We start from the raw sequence: 20132 nt of genomic DNA on the forward strand, positions 1-20132 counted from the left end.
GACACAAGAGGAGCTTGATCGCGTGAAAGCACAAGTGGTTGCCGAGGCTGTATATGAGCGTGACAGCGTGTTTTATCAAGCGATGCAAATCGGCATGCTGGAAACCATCGGTTTAAATTGGAAACTGAGTGATCAATATGTAGACAATGTGAAAGCGGTCACTGCAGAGCAAATTCAGGCAGTCGCCAACAAATATTTTGTTGATGACAAACTAACCACTGCAGAACTGGTGCCTTTACCATCTGATGGTCGCCGTCCAGTAGCAGCACCCGGAGGCAATCATGTTCACTAAGTTTTTCGCTATCGTAATAACGTTGATTATCAGCACTCCCGTTTTTGCTTCGCCTGAAATTCAACACTGGAAAACAGATAACGGTGCGCGAGTGTATTTTGTGAATGCACCTGAGTTGCCGATGGTTGATATCAATGTGGTATTTAACGCTGGTGGCGCGCGTGATGGTGACCTTCCCGGAATCGCCAAAATGACCAGTGCCATGCTGGATGAGGGCGCGGCCGACATGAACGCTGACCAGATAGCAACCGCTTTTGCCAGTGTCGGTGCCAAGTATTCAGCCAGTTCACAACGTGATATGGCCGTCGTAAGTTTGCGAAGCCTGACCGAGCAAAAGGCGTTTTCGCAGGCTTTGAATATGTTCTCATCTGTATTGCATACACCGAGCTTTCCGGAAGCTTCATTTGAACGTATTCAACAGCAATTACTCACAGGCATTCAGGCGGAAAAGCAGTCTCCTTCTGCGCTAGCAACACGAGCATTTTATAAAAATATCTATGGAGACCATCCCTACAGCGAAATGCCTGCGGGACAAACGAAGTCGGTTTCCCAGATCACAATTGATGATTTAAAACAGTTTTATGAACAGTATTACGTTAGCCAAAATGCGGTGGTTGTCATTGTCGGCGCTGTTGATAAAGCTAAAGCGACCTTGATTGCTGCAAAACTCATGTCCGGTATCGAGACAGGTAAAGCGGCGAAAGACATACCGGAAGTCATGCCGCTGGAACAAGCAGAAAAGGTGCAAATCAGCCATCCATCGAGCCAGACCACCATCATGATGGGACAAATTGGAATGTCGCGTGATGATCCTGACTATTTCTCTTTATACGTGGGTAATCATATTCTCGGTGGCAGTGGATTGGTCTCGCAATTAAGTGATGAGATTCGGGAAAAGCGAGGGCTCACCTATGGTGTTTATAGCTACTTTCGTCCAATGCAGAAAAAAGGCCCTTATCAGTTTGGCTTGCAGACCCGTAATGATCAGACACAAGAAGCTTTGACGGTATTAAAACAAACGGTGGCTGATTTCATTCAAAACGGCCCCACTGAAGAGGAACTTACCGCAGCAAAACAGAATATTACAGGTGGTTTTGCCTTGCGTGTGGATAGCAACAACAAGATAGCCGACTACCTGTCTATGATAGGATTTTATAATTTGCCGCTGGATTATCTGGATAACTTTAATGACAAAGTGAATGCAGTGTCAGTGGCAGATATTAGAGATGCATTCAAGCGGCGGGTTCATGCTGATAAGATGCTGACGGTACTGGTTGGTGGCGAGACAAAACAAAGCGAATAGGGTAGGCAACCTGAGGATTATCGGTGGTATCTGGCGCGGCCGTAAATTAGGTTTTCCGGACGTAGAAGGACTCAGACCCACAGGTGACCGTGTCCGTGAGACGGTGTTTAATTGGTTACAACCGGTGTTGGGGGGCAGTCGCTGTCTTGACTTGTTTGCTGGAAGCGGTGCTTTGGGACTTGAAGCTGCCTCACGTGGCGCAAGTGACGTCATTTTAGTTGAAGCGGATCGTCAAGCATGGCAACAATTGAAAACGAATCTTACGACGTTGCAGGCAAACCAATGCCAATTGATTCACGGACAAGCAGAGCAATTCCTTGCCGCGCAGGCGCAACCGTTTGATCTGGTCTTTATCGACCCGCCTTATCAACTTAATTTGTGGACTGATATAGCTGATTTGTTGACCAAGAAACGATTACTACGTGACGGTGCGCGAATTTACTTGGAGTATCCGAGCCGGCAGGATTTACCTCAATTACCCGAAAGTTGGCATTTGTTTAAAGAAAAACAGGCAGGTGATGTAAAATACTGCTTATTCACATTTGAGGTTGGAGTGAGCAAGTGAGCCGCACGGCGATTTATCCGGGTACCTTTGATCCCATCACGTATGGACATATCGATCTTATCAACCGTGCGGCATCGTTGTTTGACAAGGTGATTGTGGCGATTGCCATCAATCCGGGTAAACAGCCTATGTTTAGTCTGGATGAACGGGTAAAACTTGCGAAACAGACGGTTGACGAACTGCCTAATGTTGAAGTGTGTGGTTTTGAAGGCTTGCTTGTTAATGAAGCGCTCAATATGGGGGCGAATGTGATTATCCGTGGCTTAAGAGCGGTATCTGATTTTGAATATGAACTACAACTTGCAACCATGAACCGTCGTATGCAGTCAAAAGTGGAAACGTTATTCTTAACGCCAGCGGAAAACCTGAGTTTTGTCTCATCGTCTCTGGTCAAAGAAATAGCGGTATTAGGCGGTGATGTATCTGAGTTTGTCGCACCCTGCGTGCAAGCAGCATTGAAAGATAAATTGCCTGCCCCCAAGTAACAGCGATAAGATCGCACCTGAATTTAAGTTGGAGTAAGAGATGTCCTTGTTTATCACCGATGAATGCATCAACTGTGATGTATGTGAGCCGGAATGCCCGAATGGGGCGATTTCGCAAGGCGCTGAGATATATGAAATTGATCCGGATCTTTGTACCGAGTGCGTCGGTCACTTCGATACGCCTCAATGTGTGGAAGTCTGTCCGGTGGACTGTATTCCGAAAGATCCTGACCATGAAGAAACTCATGATCAACTCTATGCTAAGTATGAGACCTTAATGGCCGGCTAAAGCTTGGCTTACCTGCTTCTCAAAGCTCAATAAAGAATATTCTTAATAAAGCAGCTCTCGGGCTGCTTTTTTAGTTTGTTGAACAGTTTATTTTGAGCAAAAGCCGTGCTGAGGTATCCTTAGCGCTTTTCAAGTTCCCGATTTTAAAGAGTATCCATGCAACAAGAATATCGCCCTGACGAAGTGGAATCGATTGCCCAGCAATATTGGCAAGACAACAACAGCTTTCAGGTTGTTGAAGATCCTGATAAGGAAAAGTTTTTCTGTCTGTCTATGTTTCCCTATCCAAGTGGACAGTTGCATATGGGCCATGTGCGAAACTACACCATCGGTGATGTAATCTCGCGTTATCAGCGCATGCAAGGCAAAAATGTGTTGCAACCTATGGGCTGGGATGCCTTTGGTCTACCGGCTGAAAATGCGGCGATTAAAAACAAAGTACCGCCCGCAGCCTGGACCTATCAAAACATTGATTATATGCGTGGACAATTGCAGCGTCTGGGACTTGGCTATGATTGGAAACGAGAGTTAGCTACCTGTACTCCGGAATACTATCGCTGGGAGCAATGGCTGTTTACCCGTCTCTATAAGAAAGGCCTGGTCTATAAAAAAACGGCTGCCGTAAACTGGTGTCCGGTTGATAACACGGTTCTTGCCAATGAGCAGGTTATTGATGGCTGTTGCTGGCGCTGTGATACGAAAGTCGAACGTCGTGAAATTCCGCAATGGTTTATGAAAATCACCGATTATGCCGATCAGTTGCTGGCGGATCTGGAGCAATTAGATGGCTGGCCGGAGCAGGTTCGCACCATGCAGGCGAACTGGATTGGCCGTTCAGAAGGTGTACAGATTGAATTTAATATTGCTGATTCAGGTGACAGTCTGAGCGTTTACACCACACGTCCAGACACCCTGATGGGTGTGAGTTATGTAGCGGTAGCTGCTGAGCATCCACTGGCGATACAGGCAGCTGAGAGCAACACCGAACTGAAAGCCTTTGTTGAAGAATGCCGCAAAATGGAAACGTCTGAAGCAGCACTGGAAACGGCTGAAAAGAAAGGTGTTGCGACAGGGCTGATGGCTACACACCCGGTGACTGGTGAGCAGGTCCCGGTGTGGGCAGCAAACTTCGTCTTGATGGGATACGGCACTGGAGCTGTCATGTCGGTTCCCGCGCATGATCAGCGTGATTTTGAATTTGCTCAAAAATACGGTTTAGCCATTAAGCAGGTTATCGAACCGGTTGATGATGCTGCGATTAATCTTGAGCAGGAAGCATTCACAGAAAAAGGTCGTTTGCTGAACTCTCAACAATTCGATGGGCTGAGCAGCGAGCAAGCATTTTCTGCAATCGCTGATTTTCTGTCAGAACAGAGTAAAGGTGAACGCCAGGTTAACTTCCGCCTGCGTGATTGGGGCGTATCACGACAGCGTTACTGGGGCACGCCAATCCCCATTATTAACTGCCCTGATTGTGGCTCCGTACCCGTGCCTGAAACTGATTTACCTGTTCGTTTGCCGGAAGATGTCACTGTTGATGGTTCAGGTTCACCGATTAAATCAATGCCGGAATTTTATCAGTGTAAATGTCCGGAGTGTGGTGCTGATGCGGAACGCGAGACGGATACGTTTGATACGTTCTTTGAATCATCGTGGTATTACGCCCGCTTTACCTGCCCGGATAATGAAGACGCGATGCTGGATGAACGTGCGGATTATTGGCTGCCGGTTGACCAGTACATCGGCGGTATTGAGCATGCCGTTTTACATCTGCTCTACGCACGCTTTTTCCATAAACTGATGCGGGATGAAGGTCTAGTCTCGGGAGATGAGCCATTCAAAAATCTGCTGACACAAGGCATGGTCTTAAAAGACGGTGCCAAGATGTCGAAATCGAAAGGCAACACTGTGGATCCGCAGGCGCTGATTGATGAGTATGGTGCCGATACAGCCCGCTTGTTTATGATGTTTGCCGCGCCACCGGAAATGTCTTTGGAATGGTCGGATAAAGCCGTAGAGGGCGCCAACCGGTTCCTTAGACGATTATGGCGGGCTGTTGTAGAGCATGTCGAAAAGGGTGCTGTTGAGAAACTGGATACTTCGGCGCTGACTGAAGACCTACAGAACCTGCGACGTCAAACACATCAGGCTCTGACCAAAGTCAGTGATGATATTGGTCGTCGTCATACCTTCAATACCGCTATTGCTGCAGTCATGGAGTTGATGAATGCGGTCACTAAAAATGCTGATGAAACAGGCCAGGGGCGCACTGTTATACAGGAAAGTCTGGAGCTGATAGTCTTAATGTTAGCTCCGATTACGCCGCATATCTGTCATGAACTCTGGCAGAAGTTAGGACATCAGGAAGCGGTTATTGATGCTGTGTGGCCAGAAGTGGATGAATCCGCATTGAAACAAGATAAGATTGAGCTGATGATTCAAGTCAATGGTAAATTACGCTCCAAAATTTCGGTGGCGGCTGATGCGGATCAGGATGCGATTGAAGCTGTCGCCTTTGCCGAGGAAAATATTCTGAAATTTACGGAAGGAAAAGAAGTCCGTAAAGTCATTCTGGTACCGGGACGTTTGTTAAATATTGTGGTTGCAGGTTAAACAAAGGAAAGAAACATGAATCGTGTTGTGTCGCGCATTGTCTGGGGTGTTTTCCTGCTGATGTTAGCAGGTTGTGGCTTTCAACTTCGAGGCGAAGCCACTGTGCCGGAAGCGCTGAAAACGCTCTATCTTCAAGGCATCAATACACAACAGGATACTTTGGGCATTCACCTCAAACGTGCTTTACAGCGCAATGGAATTGTTGTTCTGGACGAATATCAGGAAGGAGCGGCTATTTTCACAGTGTTGGAAAATAAATACGACAGACGCGTGTTGTCCATAGGTTCTAATTCCAAAGTCCGTGAATTTGAAATTGATGCCTGGGTGACATTCAAGGTGACGGATGATAAAGGTGAAGTCTTGAGTGATGTGCAGCGGGTAGAAGCCAGTCGTGACTATCAATTTGACCGAAACCAGATTCTGGCGATGGACGAACAACAACGCATATTGCGTGAGGATATGAATAAACAGATGGTACAAAGCATCCTCAGACGTCTGTCTGCAATGAAATAAGCAATGCGGGTTAAAGCAGAACACTTAGAAGGAACACTGCAACAATCCCTGCAAGCTGTTTATCTGATTTATGGTGATGAAGCCTTACTGGTTGAAGAGGCTGCCGAGAAAGTCAGGACTCAGGTGCGCCAAGCAGGGGCGAATGATCGCGAAGTCTGGCACGTTGAGGGCCGCTTTGATTGGTCACAAATTAAATGGCAGGAGCAATCACTGTCACTGTTTGCCAGTCATCGTCTTATAGAAATACGGCTGCCATCCGGTAGCCCCGGTAAAGATGGTGGTGAAGCATTGCGGCGGTTTGTTGCTGATCCACCTCCCGACACGACGCTAATCATCATCAGCGGCAAAATCGACAGCCGTTCTCAAAAGGCCAAATGGTTTACCGAACTCGATAAACTGGGGCTGACGGTTCCTGTCTGGTCAATTGACATAGCGCAATTACCGGGCTGGATAAATCAGCGTATGCAGCAAAAAGGCCTGCAATCCAATATCAAACTCGCTGCACTGATAGCTGAGCGTGTCGAAGGCAATTTATTTGCCGCGGCGCAAGAAATCGACAAGCTGCAATTGCTGAGTACCGATGGCGCATTAACGGAAGAGCTTATTGTTCAGTCGGTGGCTGATAATGCACGCTTTGAGGCGTTTGGTTTAGTGGATACCGTGTTAATGGGACAGAGTGGCAAAATCCCGCGTATAATCGAACGTCTACGAGCCGAAGGTGTTGATATCTTAGCGGTTTTTTCTGCCCTGTCCTGGTCTTTGCGGCGAATGGTGGATATGTCAGTGCAGCTACAACAAGGCGCACAACTGGATCGCGTATTCGCCTCACAGAGACCGCCGGTGTGGGATAAAAATAAACCGATAATGCGGCAGGCACTGGGGCGATATGAAAGCCATCAATGGCAGCAGTTTCTGCAGCAAATGGCTGAAATCGATCAGGCAGCCAAAGGTATTGTGAAAATCTGCCCTTGGCGATTAATGGAAAAACTTTGCTTGCAAGTTTCAGGTGTGAAAATGGCATGAAACAAGATTTAGATGTAGGGAGTTCATCGTTGGACGTAAATGAATATATGCAGACCTTGGGGCAGCACGCTCGAACAGCGAGCCGTGCTCTGGCCAGAGCCAGCACTGATGTAAAGAATCAGGCCTTACTCGCTATGGCAAACGAACTACGCGCCACGGTTGAAACGTTGAAGCTGGAAAATGCCCGAGATCTGGAAGCGGGTAAAGCTAAAGGGCTGGATGATGCGCTACTCGACAGATTGACGCTGACCGATGCGCGTATTGAATCGATGGCTGAAGGGCTAGAGCAAATTGCCGCTCTACCAGATCCAGTAGGGGAAGTCAGTGATATGACTTACCGTCCTTCGGGAATTCAGTTGGGACGTATGCGTGTGCCTTTAGGGGTTGTCGGTATTATTTATGAATCGCGGCCTAATGTTACAGCCGATGCAGCAGCGTTGTGTCTTAAATCAGGCAATGCAACCATCTTACGCGGAGGAAGTGAAGCCATTCATTCTAATCAGGCGATTGCAGCCTGTATTCGGCGTGGACTGGAATCTGCGGGCTTGCCTGATACAGCTGTGCAGGTTGTGCAGACCACCGATCGCGCCGCGGTTGGCCAGTTAATCACCATGTCTGAGTATGTTGATGTGATCGTGCCACGTGGTGGCAAAGGGCTTATCGAACGCATTAGTAATGATGCCCGCGTACCTGTTATCAAACATCTGGATGGTATCTGTCACGTTTATATTGATAGCGATGCAGATTTAATGATGGCAGAAGCCATTGCAGTCAATGCAAAATGTCATCGCTATGGTGTTTGTAACGCAATGGAGACCTTATTGGTCGACACATCGATAGCCGAGCAGATTCTGCCCCGTCTGGCAGTGCGTTATGCTGATGAAAAAGTTGAACTGCGAGGTTGTACTCATACGCGTGCAATTCTTAATGATATCAATGCGGCAACGGATGAGGACTGGGATACAGAATATCTAGCGCCTGTGTTGTCAATCAAAATTGTGGATGGTCTGGATGCTGCAATGGAGCATATTCACCAGCATAGTTCGGGTCATACGGAGTCGATTGTGACTGAAAACTATCAGCGTGCGCGCCGTTTTCTGGCTGAAGTCGATTCTAGTTCTGTGATGGTCAATGCCTCTACCCGTTTTGCGGATGGCTTTGAATATGGCCTGGGTGCAGAAATTGGCATTTCAACAGACAAAATTCATGCTCGCGGTCCGGTCGGACTGGAAGGGCTGACATCACAAAAATGGATTGTATTAGGTAGTGGCCAAATCAGAAAATAATCCTGCAATCGGCATCCTCGGCGGGACGTTTGACCCCGTCCATTTTGGTCACTTACGAACAGGGCTTGATATAGTGGAGCAGCTTGGGCTCGCACAATTGCGCCTCATTCCCTGCGCGATACCGCCTCACCGTATCATGCCTGTTGCTTCGGCTTCAGAACGACGTTTGATGCTGGAACTGGCAATCAAAAATCATCCGAAACTGGAAGTCGATGATCGTGAACTCTCACGTGAAGGTCCTTCCTATACGGTTGATACATTACTTAGCCTGCGTGATGATTACCCGCATAATCCATTATTTGTATTAATGGGAACCGATGCGTTTTGCGACTTGTCATCCTGGTCTCGTTGGCAGCAGATCCTGGAGTTATCACATATTGTTGTAATGCAACGACCGGACGAAGACCTCAGACTAGATTCAGAACTGGCTGAATGGTATCAGCAGAATCAGGCCAAAGAAGCTGATAAAGCTCTGCCTTCGGGTAAAATCTGGTCTCTGCCGGTAACACAGATGGCGATTTCAGCCACGACAATTCGCGATAAGTTAAACCAGCAACGCGATGTTCGCTATTTGCTCCCTGATGCTGTGATCGCGTTAATGGAACAGTTAAATCTTTATCAGCCTGATACAGCAGGTAATTGATGGATAATCAATTTTTCTTGTTGTCGAAAATACTATGGGGCTTGCTCAGCCCCAGCAGTGTTGTAATCTGGTTGCTGCTTGTAGTTGCGTTGTTGCTTTGGATGGGATACGTGCGCTCAGCAAGGCGGATAGTGACACTAATAAGTCTGGCCGGTTTTTTTATACTGGCTTATCCGGTCAGTGATTATCTGATGTACCCATTGGAAAGTCGGTTTGCAAAGCCTGAAATAATGCCGGAAAAGATCGACGGCATTATCGTTTTGGGTGGTGCAGAACAATTAAAATTGTCATTAAGCTGGAATCAAGCGGAAGTCGGTTCGGCAGCGGAACGCATTTTATCTGCAGCAGAATTAAGTCGACTTTATCCTGAGGCAACCGTGATTTATACCGGCGGCAGTAATTTGGTACAGATGCAAAACATTGATACCAATGGAAAGGTCTCAGAGACATTGTTGACTCAGGCCGGCATTAAGCGCGAACGTATGATTATCGAGACTCAAGCAAGAAACACGGCAGAAAATTTTCGTTTAATCAGACCACTTTTGCCCGAATCAGAGGGGACTTATCTTCTGATTACATCGGCATTTCATATGCCGCGATCAGTTGGTGTTGCCAGAAAAGAGGGTATAAGCGTGATTCCTTATCCTGTTGATCACCGAAGTAACCACCCTGATCAACGTTACTGGGATTTTGATTTATTGGAACATTTGCAGGTACTGGAACCTGCATGGCATGAATGGTTGGGACTCACAGCCTATTTTGCCACAGGCAAGACGTCTTCTTGGTTACCAAAACCCAGCGCGTCTAACAAACAAACACAGCAAGAATAGTGCAGTCGACACAGACCTAGGCACAACCTTGCGTTACACTATAAATAACTATTTTTTACGGAGAGCCCAATGCAGGCTGAAAAACTCAAATTACTGGTCATTGATGCGTTAGAAGATATCAAGGCCGAAGACATTCAGGTACTGGATGTTACTGAAATGACAGATGTTACGGATATCATGATTATTGCTACAGGTAAGTCCAGTCGTCAGGTCAAAGCGCTGGCGAACGAAGTCGTCATGCAGGCGAAAGCGGCTGGGATACAACCACTCGGTGTTGAAGGTGAAAATGTCGGTGACTGGGCGCTGGTGGACCTTGGTGATGTCATTACCCATATCATGACGCCGCAAACCCGATTGACTTATAACCTTGAAAAATTGTGGAGTGTGCCCGAAACCAGCGAGCAGGTATCGGCTGATAAGGAATGAAAATCAACCTTGTCGCAGTCGGCACCAAAATGCCTGGCTGGGTAACACAAGGATTCGAAGAATACAGTAAACGGCTGCCGCGTGAATGTCAGGTGCACTTGCTCGAAATCCCCGCTGCAAAGCGGGGTAAAACGGCACAGCCTGAGCAATGGAAAAAAGACGAAGCAAGCCGGATTCTGGCTGCGATTCCAGATAGTCATCACGTTGTTGCCCTGGACGTTGAGGGCAAAAACTGGAGTACAGAGCAATTGTCTGAACAGATGCAAAATTGGCTGAGCGACGGACGAGACGTCTCTTTGCTTGTTGGAGGGCCCGATGGTCTGGATAATACCTGTCTGCAGAGAGCTTCCCAGAAATGGTCACTTTCTGCTCTGACCTTACCGCATCCACTGGTAAGAATTGTCATGGTGGAACAGCTCTATCGTGCATGGACGATTCTACAAAACCATCCCTATCATCGGTCATGATTTTTCCTGCTATTTATCTTGCATCCCGCTCACCGAGACGTCGCGAACTTCTGGAGCAAATCGCAGTCGATTTTGCAGTAATCAACCCTGACATTGATGAAACAGCTCATGAGGGTGAATTACCTTACGATTACGTAAAACGTATTGCAATTGAAAAGGCTGAAGCGGGAAAAGCGTTAACACTTGAAACCGACCCTAAGCCCGTTCTGGCTGCTGACACCTCGGTTGTTGTGAATAATGCAATTTTGGGTAAACCTGTCGATGACGATGATGCACGTCGTATGTTAAAACTACTCTCTGGAAAATCGCATCAAGTACTAACGGCGGTGGCGCTGGCAAACGAGCAGCGGACCCTAAGTCAGGTATCAAGTAATACAGTACAGTTTTGTCCACTGAGTGATGCCGATATCGACTGGTATCTTGCGACCGGTGAAGGTGGGGATAAAGCAGGAAGTTACGCTGTGCAGGGGCTGGCTGCGTTATTTATCGAATCGATACAAGGTAGTTATTCGGGAATTATGGGGCTGCCCATTAGAGAAACAGGACAACTCTTGAAGCAAATGGAAAGCCAATCGTGAGCAGTGAAATTTTAATCAATGTGACGCCAAGTGAAACCCGTGCTGCAGTTGTTGAAAACGGTTTGTTGCAGGAAGTCTACATTGAACGTAATGAATACCGTGGCTTAGTCGGTAATATCTACAAAGGCAAGGTGTGTCGGGTGTTGCCCGGTATGCAGGCGGCTTTTGTCGAGATTGGTTTGGCCCGTGCAGCATTTTTACATGTATCAGATGTGTCCATCCCCAAGGGACAGACTGGCGATTTGAAAGAAGCGCCGAATGTAGAGCCCACCATCAGTAGCTTATTACGCGAAGGTCAGGAAATCCTGGTGCAGGTAATCAAGGATCCGATGGGCACCAAAGGAGCAAGGCTCACCACACAACTCTCGGTTTCATCCAGATACCTTGTTTATATGCCCGAAACAGAAGGCATTGGTGTTTCGCTTAAAATTGAAACGGAAGAAGAACGGGAGCGGCTTAAAGCTACGTTGATCAGTTTGCTTGAGCCCGGCACAGGCGGTTATATTCTGCGAACTGTCGCAGAGGGAGTCTCCGAGGCAGAACTGGAAGCCGATCTGAAATTCCTCTACCGACTATGGGCTAAATTGCAGGAACGTAAACAGTTGGTTAACTGTGGCGAAACCTTACACGAAGATTTACCGCTTGCTATGCGCGCTTTACGGGATCTGTTTTCTGCTGATATTGAGCGTATCCGGATTGATGCTGAAGAAACTTACGACAAGGCGGTCCGCTTTGCTGAGGGCTTTATGCCCGAGTGTGCGGTCCGGGTGGAACATTACACCGGTGATTTGCCCTTATTTGATTTATTCGGTGTTGAGGATGAAATTCAGAAAGCATTGGAACGAAAAGTCCCTCTCAAGTCAGGTGGTTACCTGATATTTGACCAGACTGAGGCGATGACAACGATTGATATTAATACGGGGGGGTTTGTCGGACATAAGAATCTGGAAGAAACCATCTTCAAAACCAATCTGGAAGCCGCGCATGCGATTGCCAGACAGCTCAGGGTCAGGAATCTTGGTGGTATCATTATTATCGACTTCATTGACATGGATGAAGTCGGTCATCGGGAACAGGTATTACGCGCGCTTGAAAAAGCGATGACTTTCGACAGGGCACGTCACAATATCAGTGCGGTATCCGAGTTAGGTCTGGTAGAAATGACCCGTAAGCGAACTCGGGAAAGTCTGGGTCACATTCTGTGTGAGCCCTGTCCATGTTGTGATGGGAAGGGGTATACCAAAAATGTCGAAACCGTTTGTTATGAAATTTTTCGTGAGATCATGCGTGCTGCTAAGCAGTATGAAACCAAGCAGTTTTTGATTCTAGCCTCGCAGGATATTATTGACAGGCTAAATGACGAAGATTCGACCACAGTGGCAGAATTGGAACAAATGATCGGCAAACCGATTTTGTTTCAATGTGAGGTGCAATATGGCCGTGAGCAATTTAACGTCGTGTTGATGTAACGCTATCGATGTTATTACGCAGTCTTCATATTGCCAGTCGACAGCTGTTTTATCTGCTTGTCATTTGTATTATTCTTGGCTTGTTAGGATTGATTGGCGCAGTCTGGTTGTCCGATGAAGTCGCCGAGCGTAAAGATGAGATTGCTGCCTGGGCGAGTGATAAAACCGGTTATCCCATCACGATTGAATCAGCCGGATTATACTGGTTTGATTTAATTCCAAAGCTGGAAGTGCGTCAGGTTACTTTACTGCAAAAAACAGGTAGTGCACCCGTCGCGACAGCAGAACAGCTTTACCTCAGCCTTGATATTTTTTCCAGTATTGAACAGCGTGAGCCGGTTGTTGCAGATGCCAGCATCAGTGGTGTCGCGTTATCAGTAGAGCGCAATCTGGAAGGGCAAGTGCGCTTAATGGGATTGAAATCTGACAAACGCCATTTGTCAGGCACCACATTACCTGAAGTTATACGTTGGTTCAGCTGGCTTAAACAATTAGAGCTAAGTAATATTGCCATTGCTTATGATGACCGTCAAAAATCCTCTATATCCGGTGACTACATACTGTCACAAGCTAATTTTTCATTTGCTGATAACAGTTGGCTAACCACAGCGACGATCCAGCTGCCTGAACATATTGGTGATGAAGTGAGTTTTAGTGGGCAGGCACAGATTCATTCGGATTACACGTTAAAGTCGTGGCAGGGAAAACTGGATGCCGGCAGCATAATATTGGAACCATTATTGGCGGAGCAGGATCTTAATGGTGTGCTGATAGAGTCGGGAAAAGCTTCGTTTGTGGTTGAAGCGGTTAAAGCTGAAACGGGACATTTCGGCGCAGACATCAATTTGGCATTAAGTGATGTCAGTGTCTCAGGCAGAAAAGCTGATGGTAAGAGCGAAAGTTTTGAGGTGAACCGTATGCAGGGCCGCCTGAAATGGCAGAGTCAAGCTGAAACCTGGCAGATTTATAGCGAAGGGCTACAAGTTCAGGCAGGGGGTGAATTATGGCCACTGACACGATTTGATATAAAAAAATCAGAGAAAGGTGAGATCCAGGCAGAATCCAATTATCTGCGCCTGAGTGACTTCACCGCTGTTGCCTTATTGATGGATGGCATGCCAGAGCCTCTCATTACAACCAAGCCAGCCGGTGATATAAGTAACCTTTCATTGAGCTATCACGCGCATACAGGTCTGGAATCAATTCAGTTTAATGCCAAGGATATGGCTATGTTGCCATGGCAGGAATACCCCGGAGTGAATGGTCTGACCTTTGATTTAGAATGGACCCCTCAGCAGGCCGAACTTAAAATGGATAGCCATAATGTCACCATTTATGCGGATACGTGGTTGGAAGATGCGGTTTTTCTAGATTCACTTACTGGGAATCTGAGCGGTCAGTTCATTGATGACGGCTGGCATGTCGTGGCTGATTCTCTTAGCCTCTGGAATGAGGATCTCAACCTGCAATTAGATGGCAGGATCAGTCATCACAATGAGTTAACGGATACAGATTTGACTCTCACTATGCAGGATGTGGTGATCAATCGCTGGAAAGCCTACGTGCCACAAAGCATTATGCCTGATGATTTTAAAACATGGGCTAATGATGCGTTTAAGCAAGGTGTGATAAAAACAGGCCATATTACACTGCAGGGAAATCCCGCTGAATTTCCATTTGAATCATCGCCTGCGCAGGGTGATTTTGATATGCAGTTGCAGGTAGAAAATGCACAACTTCACTACGCGCCCGGATGGCCTGATATCGTCAATGTCAATGGTCAAATAAGTGGTCAGGGCAACAATCTGACAATCAAAAGTCAGTCAGGGAATATAGCCGGCTTTGCTTTTAATGACGTCACCACAACGATTTCTAACCTTGTGCTTTCAAATCCTATTTTACGGGTTGATGGCTTACTTAATGGGACAACAAAGCAAGCGATAAGCTTCTTACAGAATAGTCCGTTACAAAACCGTTTTGGCAGTATCGCTGAATCATTTCAGGTTGAAGGTAACAGTGATATTCAATTACAACTGATGGTCCCGTTGATTGATCCTGATGCAACACAAGCTTTCGGCCATGTAACATTTGAGAACAGTAAAATCAGACTGAATGCTATGCCGGATTTTCATATTACTGAGATTAATGGTCTGCTCAACTTTAATAATGATGGTGTTACCTCGGAGCAAATCAAAGCCGTTATTTTAGGTGAACCTGCTGTCGCCAGTGTTGAACCAGAAAATGGTCAGACACTAGTGAAAGTCAAAGGCAATACTTCGACTACACAAATCAACGCAATCTGGCCGGGGAGTGTGCCGAATTTTATCTCAGGCCATGCTGACTATCTGACAAAAATTCAGGTTCGGGAGCCCGAAGAAGGGATGTTCGATGTCGGGGTTGTTATAGAGTCCACTCTTGAGGGGATTACCATTGAGACTCCCGAACCGCTGGCCAAAACAGCAGAACAGGCTAAACAAGCATCCCTATCTATCAATCAAAACTCTCTCGGGGAATTGGTTTATCGGGTCAGCTTTGATAATTGGTTCAATACAACACTGATCCAGAATGATACAGGTGTGAGTGGTCAATTGATGCTTGGCGGAGACAAGTCAGAAACAGTCGCTGATGGTTTTGATGTTGCCGGTTCATTGCCTGAATTGGATTTAGATAAGTGGCTTGCCTGGCAGTCAAACCGACCAGAAAAAGAAAAACAAAAAAAACTGGATATTAATAGTCTTAGCATTCGTCTAGACAGCTTGTTAGTGGCTCAACAAACAATCAAAGATGTACATCTTGAAGCCCATCAGACAACATCAGACTGGCAAGTGGCATTGAGTTCACCGCAAATCAAGGGACAAATTGGTATTCCTCAGGATCTGAGCGGTAACCAGCCTCTCGCCATTAATCTGGCCCATCTGAAACTGAAATTGCCGGAAAATAACTCTGAAAAGGACGTTAGCATGTCATCACGTGCTTTATGGCCCAGTATGCGGGTGGCTATAGACGAGCTCGAAGTGGATGGCATGCGTTTCGGAAAATTAAGTCTTAGGGCTCAACGTTCGTCTTCTAATTGGACTCTTGAATCTGCCAGTCTGAGCTCACCGGTTATGAATGCGTCTGCAACAGGTCAGTGGTCAAAAACGGATAGTCTGGATAGAAGTGAATTTGATCTCATGCTTTCCAGTGATGATCTCAAAGCTTTGTTAGCGCACTTTGATTATCAACAAGCGATTGAAGCGCGTCAGTTGCAATTAACGGGTAATTTAAACTGGACCGGTGACCCATTGTCATTCTCCCGCCAGGCATTAAACGGTGAGCTGGATTTAACGGTTGGAAGAGGTAGTTTGATTGATGTAGAGCCGGGCGCTGCTGGTCGGTTTTTTGGCTTGTTAAGTATCGCAGCCATTCCACGCAGGCTGTCACTGGATTTTAGCGATTTATTTGGCAAAGGCTTTGATTTCAGTTCAATTAACGGCACCTTTAGTTTTGCTAATGGCATTGCCCGAACCGATGATTTAACCATGCAGGGTGATTCAGCTGAGATTGAGGTTATGGGCCCGATTGATATGGTCAATAAAACCTATAATCAAATTGTCAAAGTTACCCCCAAGGTTTCATCTACACTCCCAATAGCAGGAGCAGTGGCGGGTGGGCCGGTTGGACTGGGAGTCGGAACTGCTATCCTTATTTTTGATAAATTAGCAGGAACACTATTTGATCGTGAAATCGTTAACTTGATCAGTTACAGCTATCAATTAACAGGCCCATGGGACAGCCCGAAATTAAATATTCTCAATCCAGACGCCAACTAGAATCTGTTATCATTACACCTTTGACGTAACAGAATTTTATTGATGAACGCATCGATTTCCGAACAAGTACAACAGCAGCTTTTAGAGCCTGCTGGCCTGAAAGATAATGATTTGGAATTAGCACTCGCCACGACGATGACGCGAGGTGTTGATTATGCCGATCTGTATTTCCAGCAATCACGTCAGGAAAGCTGGGTGCTGGAAGATGGCATCATTAAAGACGGTGGATATCATTTGGAGCAAGGTGTGGGTGTGCGTGCCTGCAGTGGTGAAAAAACCGGATTTGCCTATTCTGATGACCTTGTATTACCAGCTTTGAATAAAGCGGCGAAAGCCGCTCAGGCTATTTCACAGCAGGGCAGTGAACAGCAATGTGCGGTCTGGCAAAAAAATACCAGCCCAATTCTATACTCACACAATGATCCAATTTTGGCATTGTCAGTGGAAGACAAACTTGCCTTATTGCGTGAAGCTGATGCTGCAGCAAGAGCTGCTGATCCTCGTGTTAAGCAGGTCAACGTCAGCCTTGCCGGCGGTATTGATACTGTCTTGATCGCCGCAAGTGACGGGACTTATGCGACGGATATACGACCGTTAGTTAGAATGAATGTCAGTGTGATTGTTGAATCAAACGGACGTCGTGAACGCGGTAGTGCTGGTGGCGGCAGACGCATGGATTATCATTACTTTGAGGATAACAACCTCGCAGTAAAATATGCTCAGGAAGCTGTTCGCCTCGCTCTTGTAAATCTTGAAGCTGTTGCAGCGCCTGCAGGTACAATGCCTGTTGTATTGGGAAATGGTTGGCCGGGTGTGCTTTTACATGAAGCAGTCGGTCATGGTTTGGAGGGAGACTTTAATCGTCGAGGTACGTCGACTTTTTCCGGACGCATGGGGGAGCAGGTAGCTTCGCCACTTTGTACTATCGTTGATGATGGCACACTTGAATTCAGACGCGGTTCATTAAATATCGATGATGAAGGTGAGGAAGCACAATTCACTACGCTTATCGAGAAAGGTAAACTTACCGGCTACATGCAGGATAAGCATAACGCACGTCTGATGGGGACAAAGAGTACCGGCAATGGTCGCCGTGAATCCTATGCACATCTACCGATGCCCAGAATGACAAATACCTATATGTTGCCGGGTGAGCATAAGGCAGAAGAAATCATAGCCTCAGTCGAAAAAGGCATCTATGCGGTTAATTTTGGCGGCGGTCAGGTGGACATCACATCCGGCAAATTCGTTTTTTCCACCAGTGAAGCCTACCTGATTGAGAATGGCAAAATTACACAGCCTGTTAAAGGCGCAACACTTATCGGCAACGGGCCAGAAGTCATGCAGCGTATTTCAATGGTCGGGGATGATCTGGAACTTGACTCTGGTGTGGGTAACTGCGGTAAGGAAGGCCAAAGCGTTCCCGTCGGTGTAGGTCAACCAACGCTGAAAGTGGATGCATTAACCGTAGGCGGAACAGCGTAATAAAGAATATGGCAAGAAAACATAAAGCGGTTGCTCTGATTTCAGGTGGCCTTGATTCAATGCTGGCAGTACGGGTACTTCAGGAACAAGGTGTCGAAGTTGAAGGCATCAACTTCTATACCGGCTTCTGTGTTGAAGGCCACACTCACGCTATCCGTAATCAGGATAAAGACAAGCAAAAACGTAACAATGCCTTATGGGTGGCCGAGCAATTAGGTATTAAATTGCATATCGTCGATGTCATCGAAGAATACAAAGATGTATTGCTCAACCCCAAACATGGTTATGGCGCCAATATGAACCCATGCCTCGACTGTAAAATCTTCATGGTCGGTAAAGCGGTTGAGTGGGTGAAAGAACATCATAAAGACGGCTTTGACTTCATCATTACCGGTGAAGTGATTGGTCAGCGCCCCATGTCTCAGCGTAAAAAAACAATGCCTATTATCTCGGCCGAGTCAGGCGCAGATGATTTGTTGTTACGACCTTTGTGTGCCAAAAATTTACCTGAAACATTGCCTGAGCGTGAGGGCTGGGTCGATCGTGAAAAACTTTATGATTTCAGTGGTCGTAACCGTAAGCCTCAAATTGCTCTGGCCAAATCTTTTGGCCTGAATGACTTTGCGACACCAGCCGGTGGTTGCTGCTTCTTAACTGATAAAAGTTACTCCGATAAACTTGTCGACTTGTGGCAAGCCCGTAACAGCCGAGAGTACGAGATGGATGACATTATGCTACTTAAGGTTGGTCGCCATATTCGTCCGGCACCCGGATTTAAATTGATCATTGCGCGTGATGCGGGGGAAAGTAAATTTCTGGAAGGGTATCGTAAACAATTTCCCAGTATTTATGCGCTTAGTCACAGTGGGCCTATGGCTCTGGTTGACGGAGACTTCAATGAAGAACAATATTCGTTTGCTGCAAGTATTGTGGCCCGTTTTGGTCAGGGGCGAAATGCAGAGGAAGTGAAACTGGACATCAATTTACCTGAACTGGGCAATCAACAAATAACAACGCCCCCATTAGCGGCTGAGCAAATTTTGCAGGAGTGGTATGTATGAGCCATGAACAGCTTGATGCCCGCAGAATGTTATGTCCCATGCCTGTTATTAAAACACAGAATAAAGTGGCACAAATGAAAACCGGCGATACGGTGGATGTGGTTTGTACCGATCCTGGTGTACTAAGTGATATTCCGGCCTGGGCCAGAATTAACGGCCATGAAGTAATTGACTCAGTTCAAACCGAGGATGAAATCACAATAACGGTTCGAGTTGGTGCGTAGCACCAAAATGGATCGCTCAAGTATCGTTATGCACCATATTGGCGCGAATGCACGCTGTGGGTGCAACTAAATACTTGATTTTCCTTGTTGTGGAAGTTGGCGTGATTTCTGCTGTATGATTTTGTATGTTTTTTTTGCACTTACGAGAGTGCAGTTTTATATAAATTGGAGAAGTTAAATGTCAGTCGAAAAAGTGCTTCAGATGATTAAAGACGAGGACGTCAAGTTTGTTGACTTCCGTTTTACCGACTCGCGTGGTAAAGAACAACATGTTTCTTACCCTGCACATTCCATCGATGAAGATAGTTTTACAGAAGGCGCAATGTTCGATGGTTCATCTGTGGCAGGCTGGAAAGGTATTAACGAATCAGACATGATTCTGATGCCAGATGCATCCACTGCTGTTCTGGATCCGTTCATGGATGACATGACAATGATCCTTACATGTGATGTTGTTGAGCCAGCCACTATGCAAGGTTACGAGCGTGATCCACGTTCTGTTGCACACCGTGCAGAAGCGTATATGAAATCGACTGGCACAGCTGATACCGCTTTTTTTGGTCCGGAAAACGAATTTTTCGTTTTGGATGATGTGCGTTGGGGGAGCGACATTTCAGGTGCCTTCTATAAAGTTGATTCTGATGAGTCTTCTTGGAACACAGAAAAAGTATTTGCTGACGGTAACATGGGACATCGCCCAAGCGTTAAAGGTGGTTATTTCCCAGTTCCACCCGTTGATTCACTGCAAGACGTGCGAAGTGCAATGTG

General features: G+C 46.6%; 19 protein-coding genes and 1 pseudogene. All 20 read left to right on the forward strand.

Annotation, left to right across the window (positions count from 1 at the left end; genetic code table 11):
• Positions 1–292, forward strand: a pseudogene (locus tag ACTF5U_RS07770) (insulinase family protein); the annotation flags it as partial.
• Positions 282–1595: a M16 family metallopeptidase gene (locus tag ACTF5U_RS07775; RefSeq protein ID WP_438971067.1), complete on the forward strand. Its 1314-nt coding sequence runs from the start codon at positions 282–284 to the stop codon at positions 1593–1595. The pseudogene ACTF5U_RS07770 and the gene ACTF5U_RS07775, both read left to right, overlap by 11 nt.
• Positions 1570–2160 carry a 16S rRNA (guanine(966)-N(2))-methyltransferase RsmD gene (rsmD, locus tag ACTF5U_RS07780; protein WP_438971068.1) on the forward strand — a complete coding sequence of 197 codons (591 nt, stop codon included), beginning with the start codon at positions 1570–1572 and terminating at the stop codon, positions 2158–2160. Before ACTF5U_RS07775 ends, rsmD begins: the two co-directional genes overlap by 26 nt.
• Positions 2157–2645: a pantetheine-phosphate adenylyltransferase gene (coaD, locus tag ACTF5U_RS07785; RefSeq protein ID WP_438971069.1), complete on the forward strand. Its 489-nt coding sequence runs from the start codon at positions 2157–2159 to the stop codon at positions 2643–2645. Before rsmD ends, coaD begins: the two co-directional genes overlap by 4 nt.
• 40 nt (positions 2646–2685) lie before the next feature.
• A complete protein-coding gene (locus ACTF5U_RS07790) occupies positions 2686–2934 on the forward strand; it encodes a YfhL family 4Fe-4S dicluster ferredoxin (protein WP_438971070.1) in 249 nt (82 codons plus the stop codon).
• Between the two features lie 156 nt (positions 2935–3090).
• On the forward strand, positions 3091–5547 hold the full coding sequence (gene leuS / locus ACTF5U_RS07795) for a leucine--tRNA ligase (protein WP_438971071.1): 2457 nt from the start codon (positions 3091–3093) through the stop codon (positions 5545–5547).
• A gap of 15 nt (positions 5548–5562) precedes the next feature.
• Positions 5563–6060 carry an LPS-assembly lipoprotein LptE gene (locus tag ACTF5U_RS07800; protein WP_438971072.1) on the forward strand — a complete coding sequence of 166 codons (498 nt, stop codon included), beginning with the start codon at positions 5563–5565 and terminating at the stop codon, positions 6058–6060.
• Positions 6061–6063: 3 nt separating this feature from the next.
• Positions 6064–7083 carry a DNA polymerase III subunit delta gene (holA, locus tag ACTF5U_RS07805; RefSeq protein WP_438971073.1) on the forward strand — a complete coding sequence of 340 codons (1020 nt, stop codon included), beginning with the start codon at positions 6064–6066 and terminating at the stop codon, positions 7081–7083.
• The gene (locus ACTF5U_RS07810) at positions 7080–8369 is read left to right on the forward strand and encodes a glutamate-5-semialdehyde dehydrogenase (RefSeq protein ID WP_438971074.1); all 1290 of its coding nucleotides are present in this window, start codon (positions 7080–7082) and stop codon (positions 8367–8369) included. The genes holA and ACTF5U_RS07810 overlap by 4 nt, the downstream gene beginning before the upstream one ends.
• A complete protein-coding gene (nadD, locus tag ACTF5U_RS07815; RefSeq protein WP_438971075.1) occupies positions 8350–9012 on the forward strand; it encodes a nicotinate-nucleotide adenylyltransferase in 663 nt (220 codons plus the stop codon). Before ACTF5U_RS07810 ends, nadD begins: the two co-directional genes overlap by 20 nt.
• On the forward strand, positions 9012–9842 hold the full coding sequence (locus ACTF5U_RS07820; protein ID WP_438971076.1) for a YdcF family protein: 831 nt from the start codon (positions 9012–9014) through the stop codon (positions 9840–9842). Before nadD ends, ACTF5U_RS07820 begins: the two co-directional genes overlap by 1 nt.
• A 69-nt stretch (positions 9843–9911) precedes the next feature.
• Entirely contained in the window at positions 9912–10268 is a 357-nt protein-coding gene (gene rsfS, locus ACTF5U_RS07825) for a ribosome silencing factor (RefSeq protein ID WP_438971077.1), read from the forward strand.
• Positions 10265–10735, forward strand: a complete 471-nt coding sequence (gene rlmH, locus ACTF5U_RS07830; protein WP_438971078.1) for a 23S rRNA (pseudouridine(1915)-N(3))-methyltransferase RlmH — start codon at positions 10265–10267, stop codon at positions 10733–10735. The genes rsfS and rlmH overlap by 4 nt, the downstream gene beginning before the upstream one ends.
• On the forward strand, positions 10696–11313 hold the full coding sequence (locus tag ACTF5U_RS07835; RefSeq protein ID WP_438971079.1) for a Maf family protein: 618 nt from the start codon (positions 10696–10698) through the stop codon (positions 11311–11313). Before rlmH ends, ACTF5U_RS07835 begins: the two co-directional genes overlap by 40 nt.
• Positions 11310–12782: a ribonuclease G gene (gene rng / locus ACTF5U_RS07840; protein WP_438971080.1), complete on the forward strand. Its 1473-nt coding sequence runs from the start codon at positions 11310–11312 to the stop codon at positions 12780–12782. Before ACTF5U_RS07835 ends, rng begins: the two co-directional genes overlap by 4 nt.
• An 8-nt stretch (positions 12783–12790) precedes the next feature.
• Positions 12791–16594, forward strand: a complete 3804-nt coding sequence (locus ACTF5U_RS07845) for a YhdP family protein (RefSeq protein ID WP_438971081.1) — start codon at positions 12791–12793, stop codon at positions 16592–16594.
• A 42-nt stretch (positions 16595–16636) separates the two neighbouring features.
• On the forward strand, positions 16637–18079 hold the full coding sequence (gene tldD, locus ACTF5U_RS07850; protein ID WP_438971082.1) for a metalloprotease TldD: 1443 nt from the start codon (positions 16637–16639) through the stop codon (positions 18077–18079).
• Positions 18080–18087: 8 nt separating this feature from the next.
• On the forward strand, positions 18088–19140 hold the full coding sequence (locus ACTF5U_RS07855; protein ID WP_438971083.1) for a tRNA (5-methylaminomethyl-2-thiouridylate)-methyltransferase: 1053 nt from the start codon (positions 18088–18090) through the stop codon (positions 19138–19140).
• Complete coding sequence (locus tag ACTF5U_RS07860; protein WP_438971084.1) at positions 19137–19364, forward strand: sulfurtransferase TusA family protein; 228 nt, start codon at positions 19137–19139, stop codon at positions 19362–19364. Before ACTF5U_RS07855 ends, ACTF5U_RS07860 begins: the two co-directional genes overlap by 4 nt.
• A 178-nt stretch (positions 19365–19542) precedes the next feature.
• Positions 19543–20132: glutamine synthetase beta-grasp domain-containing protein (locus ACTF5U_RS07865; protein ID WP_438971085.1), on the forward strand; the 590-nt coding region annotated here is incomplete at its 3' end.

It is taken from the genome of Methylophaga sp. (assembly GCF_965655755.1).
Classification (GTDB): Bacteria; Pseudomonadota; Gammaproteobacteria; order Nitrosococcales; family Methylophagaceae; genus Methylophaga.